Origin of the sequence: Thalassospira sp. MCCC 1A01428 (assembly GCF_002115825.1) — a bacterium.
Lineage (GTDB): Bacteria > Pseudomonadota > Alphaproteobacteria > Rhodospirillales > Thalassospiraceae > Thalassospira.
The window spans coordinates 236,787-249,070 of the sequence record NZ_JFJZ01000003.1; the positions used below are offsets into that span (position 1 = coordinate 236,787).

At 54.6% G+C, this 12,284-nt stretch carries 13 protein-coding genes; 6 read left to right on the forward strand and 7 right to left on the reverse strand.

Annotation, left to right across the window (positions count from 1 at the left end):
- Positions 1 to 5: 5 nt before the first annotated feature.
- Entirely contained in the window at positions 6 to 827 is an 822-nt protein-coding gene (locus tag THS27_RS04070; protein ID WP_085588114.1) for a class I SAM-dependent methyltransferase, read from the reverse strand.
- A gap of 111 nt (positions 828 to 938) precedes the next feature.
- Here THS27_RS04070 and gloB point away from each other — a divergent pair, with 111 nt between their 5' ends.
- Complete coding sequence (gloB, locus tag THS27_RS04075) at positions 939 to 1,709, forward strand: hydroxyacylglutathione hydrolase (RefSeq protein WP_085588116.1); 771 nt, start codon at positions 939 to 941, stop codon at positions 1,707 to 1,709.
- A 26-nt stretch (positions 1,710 to 1,735) separates the two neighbouring features.
- On the opposite strand, the gene THS27_RS04080 is transcribed toward gloB, so the two are convergent.
- Positions 1,736 to 2,980 carry an ROK family transcriptional regulator gene (locus THS27_RS04080; protein WP_085588118.1) on the reverse strand — a complete coding sequence of 415 codons (1,245 nt, stop codon included), beginning with the start codon at positions 2,978 to 2,980 and terminating at the stop codon, positions 1,736 to 1,738.
- A 229-nt stretch (positions 2,981 to 3,209) separates the two neighbouring features.
- On the opposite strand from THS27_RS04080, the gene THS27_RS04085 reads away from it, so the two are divergent.
- The 4 genes from THS27_RS04085 to THS27_RS04100 all read left to right on the forward strand — a co-directional run bounded on the left by THS27_RS04085 (position 3,210) and on the right by THS27_RS04100 (position 6,962).
- The gene (locus THS27_RS04085; protein WP_085588120.1) at positions 3,210 to 4,241 is read left to right on the forward strand and encodes a sugar ABC transporter substrate-binding protein; all 1,032 of its coding nucleotides are present in this window, start codon (positions 3,210 to 3,212) and stop codon (positions 4,239 to 4,241) included.
- A 172-nt stretch (positions 4,242 to 4,413) separates the two neighbouring features.
- A complete protein-coding gene (locus THS27_RS04090) occupies positions 4,414 to 5,496 on the forward strand; it encodes an ABC transporter permease (protein ID WP_085588122.1) in 1,083 nt (360 codons plus the stop codon).
- Positions 5,493 to 6,296 (forward strand): ATP-binding cassette domain-containing protein, encoded by an 804-nt coding sequence (locus THS27_RS04095; protein WP_085588124.1) that lies wholly within the window; start codon positions 5,493 to 5,495, stop codon positions 6,294 to 6,296. The genes THS27_RS04090 and THS27_RS04095 overlap by 4 nt, the downstream gene beginning before the upstream one ends.
- 36 nt (positions 6,297 to 6,332) lie before the next feature.
- Positions 6,333 to 6,962 carry a nucleoside triphosphate hydrolase gene (locus THS27_RS04100; RefSeq protein WP_085588126.1) on the forward strand — a complete coding sequence of 210 codons (630 nt, stop codon included), beginning with the start codon at positions 6,333 to 6,335 and terminating at the stop codon, positions 6,960 to 6,962.
- Between the two features lie 32 nt (positions 6,963 to 6,994).
- Here THS27_RS04100 and THS27_RS04105 read toward each other — a convergent pair whose 3' ends face one another.
- Complete coding sequence (locus tag THS27_RS04105) at positions 6,995 to 7,849, reverse strand: LysR family transcriptional regulator (RefSeq protein ID WP_085588128.1); 855 nt, start codon at positions 7,847 to 7,849, stop codon at positions 6,995 to 6,997.
- A gap of 117 nt (positions 7,850 to 7,966) precedes the next feature.
- Between THS27_RS04105 and THS27_RS04110 the strand changes: the two genes are divergently transcribed.
- The gene (locus tag THS27_RS04110) at positions 7,967 to 8,599 is read left to right on the forward strand and encodes a cysteine hydrolase family protein (RefSeq protein WP_085588130.1); all 633 of its coding nucleotides are present in this window, start codon (positions 7,967 to 7,969) and stop codon (positions 8,597 to 8,599) included.
- Positions 8,600 to 9,017: 418 nt separating this feature from the next.
- Here the strand turns inward: THS27_RS04110 and proB are convergent, their stop codons facing one another.
- From proB to rplU, 4 genes are all read right to left on the reverse strand, one after another.
- Complete coding sequence (gene proB, locus THS27_RS04115; RefSeq protein WP_085588132.1) at positions 9,018 to 10,139, reverse strand: glutamate 5-kinase; 1,122 nt, start codon at positions 10,137 to 10,139, stop codon at positions 9,018 to 9,020.
- The gene (gene obgE / locus THS27_RS04120; RefSeq protein WP_085588134.1) at positions 10,136 to 11,173 is read right to left on the reverse strand and encodes a GTPase ObgE; all 1,038 of its coding nucleotides are present in this window, start codon (positions 11,171 to 11,173) and stop codon (positions 10,136 to 10,138) included. Before obgE ends, proB begins: the two co-directional genes overlap by 4 nt.
- A 160-nt stretch (positions 11,174 to 11,333) precedes the next feature.
- Positions 11,334 to 11,594: a 50S ribosomal protein L27 gene (rpmA, locus tag THS27_RS04125; RefSeq protein WP_085588136.1), complete on the reverse strand. Its 261-nt coding sequence runs from the start codon at positions 11,592 to 11,594 to the stop codon at positions 11,334 to 11,336.
- Between the two features lie 33 nt (positions 11,595 to 11,627).
- Positions 11,628 to 11,939, reverse strand: a complete 312-nt coding sequence (rplU, locus tag THS27_RS04130) for a 50S ribosomal protein L21 (RefSeq protein WP_085582812.1) — start codon at positions 11,937 to 11,939, stop codon at positions 11,628 to 11,630.
- Between the last annotated feature and the right edge of the window lie 345 nt (positions 11,940 to 12,284).

Here is a 12,284-nt window from a genome sequence, read left to right on the forward strand (position 1 = left end):
CAGGTTTAAAATTGTGACTGATCCGTCACCGAGGCCGCATCATCTGTTGTGTTTTCAGGGTCAGTATGCCGGTCATTGTTATTGCCAACATGGTTGCCATCGACCGGGCGCATTGGTGGCACGGTAACCGGAATATGCACCAGCCGCCTTTTATGTTGCGGTGTCCCGGTGCTGGCATAAAGCTGCTTGCCTGCCTCGACAATACTGACACCGGCAAAGGCCTTGAACAGACGTGACCCGACATTTTCAATACCTTGCGACCAACGCAGCAAAAACCGGCTTCGCGTCGGGGGTAAAAACAGCGCCCGGCTATGTTGCACGGGCAAAAACATGTTTTCCCGCATCAGGTTTTGAAGCTGGCTGACAGTATAAGGGTGCCCAAAACCAAACGGCGTATTTTCCGACCAGCTCCATAACGAGCTGCGGTTTGGTGTTAGCACCACAATACGGCCATTTGGCGTTAGCACACGCCAGCATTCACGCATCAGGCGGCGCTGCGAGTCGGAATGTTCCACCAGATGCACCAGCAAAATCCGGTCAACCGAACTATCGGGCAGCGGCAACATGGTTTCTTCGGTCAGGGCGACACGGTTGGCTTCGCCAGCCGGCCAATGCACACAGCCCTGCGGGGCGGGCATAAATGCCATCACCCGTTCGGCTTCGCCCAAAAACGGCCGTAAATACGGCGTGGCATAGCCAAACCCAAGCACACGCATGCCCCGCACATCCGACCACATCAGGCGCAACCGGCGGCGAATAAGCCGGCGGGCGGCCTGACCCAGGCTGGTAGCATAAAACCGGTGTAAATCGACAACATCCTGACGCATGGTCAAACCCTATCATTGTCCGGCGATTGCGCGAAACAAATTGCAGCGCAATTGTTTCCTTGCCACCACCCTGTTAGGCTTTGGCATATTTTCAAACAAATGAGGCCAAAAATGTCGGCAGGTGACATCATCCTGATCCCGAACCGGTCAGACAATTACATTTATCTGCTGCGCTGCGCCACAAGCGGCGTTACCGCCGTCATAGACCCCGGCGATGCCGCCCCGGTGATTGACGAACTGGCAAAGCACGGCTGGCAGCTTGATACCATATTAAACACCCATCATCATAATGACCATGTGGGTGGCAATGCCGAGCTTAAGGAAAAGTTCGGGGCAAAAATTATTGGCCCCGCCGCCGAAGCCGATAAAATTGGCGGACTGGATGAAACCGTTGCCGAAGGCGACACCGTTAAGGTCGGCGAGCTTGAAGCCGACATATATGATGTACCGGGCCATACCGCCGGGCATATCGCCTTTTATTTCCCGGCAGTTTCGGCCCTGTTTTCCGGCGACAGCCTGTTTGCACTGGGCTGTGGTCGCCTGTTTGAAGGCACAGCCGAACAAATGTGGCATTCGCTGATCAAATTTCGCACCTTGCCGGTCGAAACCCGGCTTTATTGCGGTCACGAATACACCCTGACCAATGCTCGCTTTGCCCTGACGATTGAGCCGGAAAATGCCGCCCTTCAGGCACGCGTCAGCGCCGTTGAAACCCTGCGCAAGGCAAACCGTCCCACCATTCCCTCTACTCTTGGGGAAGAAATCGACACCAACCCGTTTTTACGGGCCGATGTCCCGCTGGTTGGTGAAGCCCTGGGGATGTCAGGTGCGCCCGCCGAAATTGTCTTTACCGAAATTCGCTATCGAAAAGATAATTTTTAGCAATTCTGTGCGGGCGTGTCGGGGGATCATCCCTCGACCTGCTTGAACAACACGTTCTGGTCCAGCAAATAACGTGAAAACAGCGGCAGGCTGGCAGCACCAATTGCACGCGCACCATTGCCAACCACCCCGGGTTCTACCCGGGGCATGGCGATGCCTTGCAAATCCAGCCCGGTAACGGCATCGCGAATCGCGGCGACCACGCGGTCGCGCACATAGGGGGGGAAGCCGCCATCAACAATGACGGTTTCAAAATCGATCACGGAACAGACCGATGTTATCGCAACAGCCAGACTGCGGGCAGCCTGGGCAATCCAGAGGTCAAGCTGCGGGCCAATATCGCCCCAGCTTTCCGGGTCGCGCCATAACTGGTCAGGGTTGATACCGTCCGCATTAAGCATTTCTTCCAAAACAAATAACGATGCCTGATCAATCAATTGCGACGGGTTACCGGCCCTGTCCCCCACTGGCATGGACCCGAACGCCCCGGCATTTCCCGTGCGCCCGGCATAAACGGCCTGGTTTAAAACAACCCCGCCCCCGATAAATGAACCGATAAAAAAATAGGCAAAATCGGCGTAATTGGCACCTTGGCCAAACACCAGTTCAGCGCCGCAGGCGGCAGTGGCATCATTTTGTAAAAACACCGGAAACGAAACGATTTCGCCAATATCTTCGACCAGGTCAATATCGCGCCAGGCATTCATGTCCTGTTCCGGGGCGCCCATTTCATCAACCCAGTTCCACAGTTCGAATGGCGCAGCAATACCCAGCCCGGCAATGCGGGCACGCTGAACCGGCGTCATTTTCGCAACAAGGCTGTCAATCGCAGTTCGCACAAACTGGCGAATGGTTTCCGGCGTTGGGTATTTATAGGTTTCAATACGCCGTTCACGTACCGTACCGACAAAATCCATCCATACCAGATCAGCACTGCGCCGCCCGATCTTAAGGCCAAATGAATAGGCCCCATCGGGATTAAGGGCCATGGGCACCGACGGTTTTCCGACCTTGCCACGCACGGGATCACCGCGCATCAAAAGCCCGTCCTGCTCTAGCGCGCGAATAATAACCGATGCGGTTTGCGCCGATAACCCGGATAAACGGGCGATATCGGCCTTGGACAAACCCGCAGTGCGCCGCACCAGCGATAGCAACAATCGTTCGTTATAAGCACGCACCCGTATCTGATTTGCACCACCGCCATGCGGTCCGGCATAAACCGGCACAGCACCGCTCGGATCAGCGCCGGGGCTCTGACTTTCAGGCATATTGTGTCCTCCCATGCGGCACTTTCGCCTTTTTCATTATGGGATACAAGATCGTCAATTCTAATTAATAAATCAAATGGATTTATTAATTGACAGCGATTTGATTTTGGTGTGGTGTAGAGCCAGACAGCCCCATTCAAGGTTGCAAAAAATAGCAGCCACGGGCGTCGTCGAGGTCAATAATTGGCGAAATGCCGCTTAAATCAGGGAAATCCCTGGGAGGAAACAGATGAAAAAAGCACTTCTTGGCGCAACCCTTGGTGCGCTTGCCCTTTCGATTGCCGCCCTGCCGGTTCATCAGGCCAAAGCCGACGAAATTGGTGCCTGCCTGGTCACCAAAACCGACATCAACCCGTTTTTCGTGAAAATGAAAGAAGGCGCGACAGCCAAGGCAAAGGAACTGGGCATCAATCTTTCGACCTATGCCGGCAAAATTGATGGCGACCATGAAACCCAGGTGCAGGCGATTGAATCGTGCATCGCATCGGGTGCCAAAGGCATCATGCTGACAGCATCGGACACCAAGGCGATTGTGCCAGTGGTTAAAAAAGCCCGCGATGCCGGTATTCTGGTTATCGCGCTTGATACCCCGCTAGAACCGATCGATGCTGCCGATGCCACCTTTGCCACCGACAATTTCAAGGCAGGCGAACTGATTGGCGAATGGGCCAAGGCCAAAATGGGCGACAAGGCCGACGAAGCCAAAATCGCCTTTCTTGACCTTTCGGCAAGCGCGCCATCGGTTGATGTGCTGCGCGACCAGGGCTTTATGAAGGGATTTGGCATTGATATTAAAGACGAAAACAAAATTGGCGATGAAGACGATGACCGTATCGTCGGCCATGACGTAACCAGCGGCAACGAAGAAGGCGGCCGCAAGGCGCTTGAGAATTTGTTGCAGCGCGATTCCGGTATCAATGTGGTTTACACCATTAACGAACCGGCCGCCGCTGGGGCATATGAAGCCCTTAAATCCTTTGGCATGCAGGATGGTGTTTTAATTGTTTCGGTTGATGGCGGTTGCCCCGGCGTCGAGAACGTAAAAGACGGCGTTATCGGTGCCACATCACAGCAATACCCGCTTTTGATGGCATCCAAAGGAATCGAAGCCATCAAGGCATGGGCGGATTCGGGTGAAAAACCGAAAAACAGTGACGGCCTGAATTTTGTGAATACCGGCGTTAACCTGGTCACAGACCAGCCGGTAGACGGCGTTGAATCGATCAGCGTTAAAGAAGGCCTGGATCGCTGCTGGGGTTAATCCCGAACTGGTAGCAAAATGTTTCGGGGCGGGCACTGCCCGCCCCGAACCCGCACACCTAAATCCTTACCATGTCAAACGGCCCTGCCCCTGAAAACCGGGGGAACCAGCCAAAGCGCCCCGTGTCCCACACATCTGGCGCAGGCAAGATAACAGGGCCCCGGAGGAAGCGATGAGCGACGACACCCGTACGCCACGCAAGCAGCAGGAATTTGAAGACACATTGGGGCGCAGCGACAAAAATGTTGCAGCATTCACGCCACATAAACGCTCTTTTCTGCAATCAGCCCAGCATCTGTTGCATGGTCATCCCACAATGATCCCGGTCATTGTGCTGATTTTATCAATCATCATTTTTGGCGCACTGGCCGGACCCAAATTTTTCTCGCCGTTCAACCTGTCGCTGATTGTTCAGCAGGTATCAATTATTGGCATTCTGGCAGCCGCCCAAAGCCTTGTGATTTTAACCGCCGGGATTGATCTTTCGGTTGGTGCAATCATGGTTTTAATGTCGGTCGTGATGGGCCAGCTTGCCGTTTCAGCCGGCATCCCAACGCCGCTTGCCATCCTGATCGGTTTTGGCGGCGGTGCGCTGGCGGGCGGCATGAACGGCTTTCTCGTAACACGGATAAAGCTGCCCCCGTTTATTGTCACCCTGGGGTCATGGAACATTTTCTTTGCCCTTAACCTGTGGCTTTCAAATGCCCAATCCATTCGCAGCCAGACCCTTGATGAAATCGCCCCGCTGCTAAAACTGTTTGGTGAAACCATCGCCATTGGGGGCGCCCGGATTACCTATGGGTCCATCCTGATGCTGGCGATTTTTGCCGTTCTTTGGTTCATGTTGAACCATACCGCCTGGGGTCGGCATGTTTATGCCATTGGCGATGATAAGGAATCTGCCGAACTTTCCGGCATTCGCACCAACCGTACGCTGATATCGGTTTATATTCTGGCTGGTGTGGTATGTGCCATTGGTGGCTGGGCCTCAATCGGGCGTGTCGGGTCTGTTTCGCCACAAAGTTTTCAGGAAGCCAATTTGCAGTCCATTACCGCTGTGGTGATCGGGGGCATTTCGCTGTTTGGCGGACGTGGTTCCATTGCCGGGCCGTTGATTGGCGCGCTGATTGTGGGTGTGTTTAATTCCGGCCTGCGCATGGTTGGGGTCGATGTGCTGTGGCAGTTGTTTGCCATTGGCTGGCTCACCATCATTGCCGTTGCGATTGACCAGTGGATCAGAAAGGTATCGTCATGAACACGACATCTCCTTCCCCCCAGCCGGTTCTGTCCGGGCGTGGCCTGGTGAAACGTTATGGCCGAGTCACCGCCCTTGATAATGCTGATTTTGACCTTTATCCCGGCGAAATCCTGGCCGTGATTGGCGATAATGGTGCTGGCAAGTCATCCCTGATCAAGGCCTTGTCCGGTGCGATTTCGCTTGATGAAGGTGAAATTCGCCTGGAAGGCAAACCGGTTGATTTTTCATCACCAATGGATGCCCGTGAAGCGGGGATTGAAACGGTTTACCAGACACTTGCCCTCTCACCAGCCCTGTCGATTGCCGATAACATGTTTATGGGCCGTGAAATTCGCCGCCCCGGCTTTGCTGGCAAGTTCCTTAAAATGCTGGACCACCCGGCCATGCAACGCATCGCGCGTGAAAAACTTACCGAACTGGGCTTGATGACCATTCAAAACATCAATCAGGCGGTGGAAACCCTGTCGGGCGGGCAGCGCCAGGGGGTGGCAGTTGCCCGGGCCGCGGCCTTTGGTTCACGCGTGGTAATCATGGATGAACCCACCGCCGCCCTTGGCGTTAAGGAAAGCCGCCGGGTGCTAGAACTGATACAGGATGTGCGATCGCGCGGGATGCCGATTGTGCTGATTTCGCACAATATGCCCCACGTGTTTGAAGTAGCTGATCGCATTCACATTCACAGGCTGGGCAAACGCCTTTGCACCATCAAACCCGATGATTACACCATGTCAGATGCGGTTGCCTTCATGACCGGCGCACTTGAGGCCCCGGAAACATCAGCGGTCGCAACAGCCTGAAATACAAACCCGGAATTTCGGAATTTCCCCAGAAAAATGCATCACGACCTTGATCATATTGCTTCCCTTATTGCTGCCCGCCAGACGGAAAACACCCGTCTGATGGTGGCAATCGCTGGCGCCCCTGCTTCGGGCAAGTCAACCCTGTCCGAACGGCTTCATCACCATCTGGGGGGTGATGAAGCCGGGGTGGCCATCGTACCAATGGATGGTTTTCATTTTGATGATGCCATTTTACGCGCCCGTGGCGATCTGGCCCGCAAAGGGGCGCCGCACACATTTGATGTTGGCGGTTTTGCCCGCTGTCTTACCGCCCTGCGTGCCGATAACGATGATATTTATGTACCGGTTTTTGATCGCCAGCTGGAACTTTCACGCGGTTCCGCCCGGTGCATATCCCGTCATCACCGTACCGTCCTGATCGAAGGAAACTATCTGTTACTGGAACAATCACCGTGGAACAGACTTGCCCCGCTGTTTGATTTAACCCTGTTTCTTGATGTTCCCATTGCAACATTGGAACAACGCCTGATCACCCGCTGGATCGATCATGGTTTTGAGCACGCCATAGCAACCCGCCGGGCGCTTGATAATGACATCCCCAATGCCCGCCTTGTCCAAAGCCAAAGCAAAACGGCCGACCATACCTTGCCATCCGCAACCTGACCCCCGCCATCAATAGCCAAACCCGGCAGGCTTCAGTGCCGCATCAACCCGATGATCCAGTTCATCACTGCCCGCACATGGGCAAGATGGGCCATGTCCTGATGCACCAGCAACCAAACCTCGCGGTACGCTGTTACCTGGTACGGGTTTAACCGATGCAAACCGGAAACCTGGTCGCCGACACAGCCTGGTAACAAACAACAGCACTCTGCTTGCACGGCCATCTGCCCCATCATCGCCGACCGATTGGCCCGGCCAACAATGCGGCGACCTGCAAAATGCCGGTTTAGCCATTGCTGTTCCGGTTTGTCGGCAAACCCGTCCACCAGGTCAATCCAGTTTGACGTTGCCGGGTTCATGTCGGCACGGGTGCCATAAATGCCAAATTTTAGTGTACCCACCCGACGCGCACGAAACGCGCCGCTTTCCGGCCTTGCCAGACGAAGTGCCAAATCCGTTTCGCGCCGGGCAACATTGAGGTTGCGATTACCACCGCTAAGGTCAAGTTGCACACCGGGATGGCGATGGCAAAAATCGGCAAATGCCGGAACCAGCACCCCCTCAAGCAATGCATCCACCGCCGTGACCCGCACTGTTCCGGCAAGTTCGGCAAGTGCTGGCTGTGTATCGGGTTCCATCCCCATGAACCCGGCAACATTTGCTTCCATTTCCTGCGCCATTGCCAACAGGGAGGCGGCCTTTTGCGTTGGGGCCATACTGCCATTGCCCCGCTGCAACACCGTGTAACCCAGCATATCTTCCAGCCGGGCAATACGGCGACTGACCGTTGTCTGGTTAATGCCCAGTTCACGGGCAGCGGCACTCATGTTTCCAGCCCGACATAAAACCACAAATGTCTTAAGGCCTTCCCAGTCTGGCGTATGCATCCTTCAACCCCACATCTGCATTAACGCAGATCATAACCGAAAAAATGCATATTTTAATTGCAAATTCGCAGCCCCATAGTGGCATCACCCTACCGCACACCACACAGGAAACCGTTCATGTCTGCTCAAACATTATTGTCGTTATCGGGTGTTACAACGGCTATTGGAAATGCAAATAATGCCGCCCTTATACTGATAGATGCCCAGGAGGAATATCGCAGGGGCGCACTTAAACTTGACGCATTAGACGCTGCCTTGACAAATGCAGTCCGACTGCTGGCACACTGGCGCAAAAGCGGTGGCACAGTTATTCATGTTGTTCATCACAGTGCGCCGGGTGCGGCTGTCTTTAACCCCGATAGCCGCCTTGTCGATATCATGGATGAAGTTGCCCCCGTGCCGGGTGAAACGATTATTACCAAGCATGTGCCCAATTCATTTGGAAACACCAACCTGCACGAACCCCTGCAAAAAACGGCAACTAAAAATGTGGTTCTGGCCGGGTTCATGACCCATCTATGCGTTTCAACCACGGCCCGCATGGCCCATCAAGCCGGATATGGTGTTACCGTTGCCAGCGATGCCAGCGCCACCCGCGCCCTTCCAATACCTGCCAGCGTCGCAGCCCTTGCCCCGACGACCACGCCAGATATCATGCCTGCCAGCACCCTGCATCAGGCGGAACTTACTATGCTGGCCGACATTTTCGCCGCAATTGCCACCACGGCACAAATTATTGATGCCGGGTAACAAGCCCCAAGGTTACATGATCGCTATCTTATAAAGCCCTGACAGGATAGCGATCCTGCCTGACATCCCGTTTCAGACACACTAAACCAACAGCACGCAGATACCGAAAACACCCATGTTCAAACCGCCAACCCTGGCTGTTATCACGGGAAAATCTAAATTTTAGGGAAGCGCAGCCCTGGCTGGAAATGCCGGATTTCAGGTGCGATGCCTTAACTGGCGGCACCGTGTCAGACAGGCAATTTTCAAGCCAAATTCAAAGATATGCAGGCGGCACGTAAAGACAACAGCGGCACCCTACATCACCCAGCAAAGATAGAATGATCGTACCGCAAGGGAAGCATCCGGTTCAGGATCAACCTGCGCAAACGCCAGTCATTTTATCCGCTGTCAAATGCTTACCCTTGGGACGCTGGAATTATGCCTGATTTTCGGCCAGCACCAGATCGTCGGAATGAATAATGGCATTACCACGGCTATAGCCCAAAATAGGTTCAATGTCGTGGCTGTTATGTCCCAACAACTGGCGGGTTTCCTCGGCGGAATAGGCCGAAAGCCCACGCGCCACTTCGTGTCCGTCACAATCGAGCACACGCACAGCATCGCCCTGCTTGAAACTGCCCTGCAAAGTGGTAATCCCCGGTGCCAGCAGGTTTTTTCCCGCCCGCAAGGCCTTAACCGCACCGGCATCGATCACAATGGCTCCACGCGCCGAAAGCGACGTTGCAATCCAGTGACGCCGTGCGGCAAGCGGTGTTTCCGATGGCGTGAACAAAGTGTGTAACCCGCCGTCAAGCTGGGCTTTTAGCGGATGATAAATCGTGCCCCGCGCGATCATCATCCGGCAGCCGGATTTCATGGCAATCTCGGCAGCCAGCAATTTGGTAACCATGCCGCCAGAGCTATACATGGTCGGGGCTGAACCGGCCATGCTCATAATTTCCGGGGTTAGTTCACCCACCTCGGGGATCAATTTGGCATCGGGGTTTTTACGCGGATCAGCGGTATAAAGCCCGTCAATGTCAGACAGCAACACCAGCATATCTGCCGAAATCATGTGCGCGACCTTCGCCGCCAGCCGATCATTATCACCAAAACGGATTTCAGCCGTGGCAACAGTATCGTTTTCATTGATAAGCGGAATGGCCCCGCGATCAAGCAACGCATTTAACGTGCCACGCGCATTCAGGTAACGCTGGCGCGATTCCATATCTTCCAGCGTTACCAAAACCTGCGCCATGATCAGGCCATTGCGATGCAGGGCTTCCTGCCATACTTGCGACAGCGAAATCTGCCCGGTGGCGGCGGCGGCCTGTTTATCAGCCAGGCTGATGGTGCGGTGATCCAGCCCCAACAGGCGACGCCCCATGGCAATGGCCCCGCTGGAAACAATGATAACTTCGGTGCCACGCTCCCGCAGGGCGGCAATATCATCGGCCAGGGCTTCCAGCCAGGCGCGGCGCAGCTTGCCGGTGGTTTCATCCACCAGCAAGGCCGAGCCAACTTTAACAATCAGTCGTTTTGCGTCGCCAAGGCTCAAGGCTGGAACCCTTTAAATTCGGCGTTTTCCATCGCCCGGTGTTCACGCTCTTCGACAATATGCTTACGCAATTGGCGATGGACGTCTTTCACACCCTGACCGGTGGCACCGGAAACGATATAAACCTTTTTACCGATCCCTTTTTCCAAAATCTCACGCTGTTCTTCCACCATTTCAGGCAACAGCGTATCGGCCTTGGACAAGGCGATGACTTCGGGTTTATCAACCAGAATATCGGCGTAGTTATCAAGTTCCTCGCGCACAGTGCGATAGGTTGCAACCGGGTCTTCTTCCGCGCAATCAATCAGGTGCAACAGCACTTCGCAGCGTTCGATATGGCCCAAAAAGCGCGTGCCAATGCCCTTGCCTTCCGATGCACCCTCGATCAGGCCGGGAATATCGGCCAGCACAAATTCATTATCATCAACCTCGACCACACCTAACTGCGGATGCAGGGTGGTAAAGGGATAATCGGCAATTTTTGGCCGGGCAGCAGATGATGCCGCCAGGAAAGTTGATTTACCGGCATTGGGAAGGCCCACAAGCCCGGCATCGGCAATCAGCTTAAGACGCAGCCAAACCGACATTTCCTCGTTCGGCCAGCCTTCTTCGGCGCGCCGCGGGGCCTGGTTGGTCGATGATTTGAAATGGGTATTGCCCCGGCCCCCATCACCGCCCCGGCACAAAACAATGCTTTGCCCGGCTTCAAGCATATCAAGGATAACGGTTTCGCGGTCATCCGCCAAAATCTGAGTGCCCACCGGCACCTTGATCGTTACTGATTTACCGGCCGGACCAGTGCGGTTACGGCCCATGCCATGCATACCGATCTGGGCCTTGAAATGCTGCTGATAACGAAAATCAATCAAGGTGTTCAGGTTATCAACGGCTTCAACAATAACGTCACCACCACGACCGCCATCGCCGCCATCGGGACCGCCATATTCAATGAATTTTTCCCGCCGGAAGCTCACCGCTCCTGCGCCGCCGCGGCCGCTTTGCACATGAATTTTTGCTTCGTCGAGAAACTTCATAACCAGTCCTTTGGGATCAATTCGTCCGGGGGTATTTCCCCAATGCCGTGCGGCTATCCGCACCCGGCATTATTTTGCCTGAAACATACAAAACAGGGGAGGAATGATTGCTCATTCCTCCCCTGCAAATTCTTGACACATCGTGTCCGGAACGGGAGGCTTACGCCTCTGCCGGAATGATGTTCACATAGGTACGACCTTTGAAACCTGACTTGAACTGAACGCTACCGCCCGCAGTTGCAAACAAGGTATGGTCTTTGGCGAGGCCAACATTTTCGCCCGCATGGAATTTTGTGCCACGCTGACGTACGAGAATGTTACCTGCAACAACCGCTTGGCCGCCGAATTTCTTAACGCCGAGGCGCCGACCTTCGGAGTCGCGACCGTTACGGGAGCTACCACCAGCTTTTTTATGAGCCATGAAACCCTCCTAAAACCTGCATCCGTCTGAAAATCAGACGTTGATGCCCGTGATGCGCAGAACGGTCAGGTTCTGGCGATGACCATTTTTGCGACGGTAATTGTGCCGGCGCTTTTTCTTGAAAACGATCACTTTGTCGCCCTTGGCCTGTTCGAGAACTTCTGCAACAACAGAAGCACCAGAGACCAACGGAGCACCAACCTGCGGCGCACCGTCGCCAGCCACCATGAGAACCTGATCCAGGGTCACGGTTTCACCAGCTTGGGCAGCGATCTTTTCGACCTTGATAACGTCGTTGGCGGCAACCTTATATTGCTTGCCACCAGTTTTGATGATTGCATACATCGAATATAGTTCCTGAATAAAAGACTTCGGAAACGCAAACGCGCAGACCGGTGTCGCTGCAAACTGAGACCGGACCGCTGCGAGAGACGGGTGAATTACCGTTTCCACCCTCAAATGTCAACTCCAAAGCGGGCAATCCGCGCCATACGGCCCTGTTTGGCACGCATGGCAAGCCTGCATTGTTCAACATCGGCGCGACACCGCATCAAAACCCGCTTCCACCATTGTCATGCCTAGCCCCCGGCACGCCGACTCCTGCTTTCCCGGCAAACGAGCGCACATTCACTCTCAAAATGCCCAAACGGCCCAGTCCGTCCCGGGCCCCGACACCGTAACCTGCCATTC

What these genes read in the sequence shown, in the direction of transcription:
- THS27_RS04070 (WP_085588114.1), bottom strand. Translation starts at nt 827, where the DNA reads ATGCGTCAGGATGTTGTCGATTTACACCGGTTTTATGCTACCAGCCTG.
- gloB (WP_085588116.1), top strand. Translation starts at nt 939, where the DNA reads ATGTCGGCAGGTGACATCATCCTGATCCCGAACCGGTCAGACAATTAC.
- THS27_RS04080 (WP_085588118.1), bottom strand. Translation starts at nt 2,980, where the DNA reads ATGCCTGAAAGTCAGAGCCCCGGCGCTGATCCGAGCGGTGCTGTGCCG.
- THS27_RS04085 (WP_085588120.1), top strand. Translation starts at nt 3,210, where the DNA reads ATGAAAAAAGCACTTCTTGGCGCAACCCTTGGTGCGCTTGCCCTTTCG.
- THS27_RS04090 (WP_085588122.1), top strand. Translation starts at nt 4,414, where the DNA reads ATGAGCGACGACACCCGTACGCCACGCAAGCAGCAGGAATTTGAAGAC.
- THS27_RS04095 (WP_085588124.1), top strand. Translation starts at nt 5,493, where the DNA reads ATGAACACGACATCTCCTTCCCCCCAGCCGGTTCTGTCCGGGCGTGGC.
- THS27_RS04100 (WP_085588126.1), top strand. Translation starts at nt 6,333, where the DNA reads ATGCATCACGACCTTGATCATATTGCTTCCCTTATTGCTGCCCGCCAG.
- THS27_RS04105 (WP_085588128.1), bottom strand. Translation starts at nt 7,849, where the DNA reads ATGCATACGCCAGACTGGGAAGGCCTTAAGACATTTGTGGTTTTATGT.
- THS27_RS04110 (WP_085588130.1), top strand. Translation starts at nt 7,967, where the DNA reads ATGTCTGCTCAAACATTATTGTCGTTATCGGGTGTTACAACGGCTATT.
- obgE (WP_085588134.1), bottom strand. Translation starts at nt 11,173, where the DNA reads ATGAAGTTTCTCGACGAAGCAAAAATTCATGTGCAAAGCGGCCGCGGC.
- rpmA (WP_085588136.1), bottom strand. Translation starts at nt 11,594, where the DNA reads ATGGCTCATAAAAAAGCTGGTGGTAGCTCCCGTAACGGTCGCGACTCC.
- rplU (WP_085582812.1), bottom strand. Translation starts at nt 11,939, where the DNA reads ATGTATGCAATCATCAAAACTGGTGGCAAGCAATATAAGGTTGCCGCC.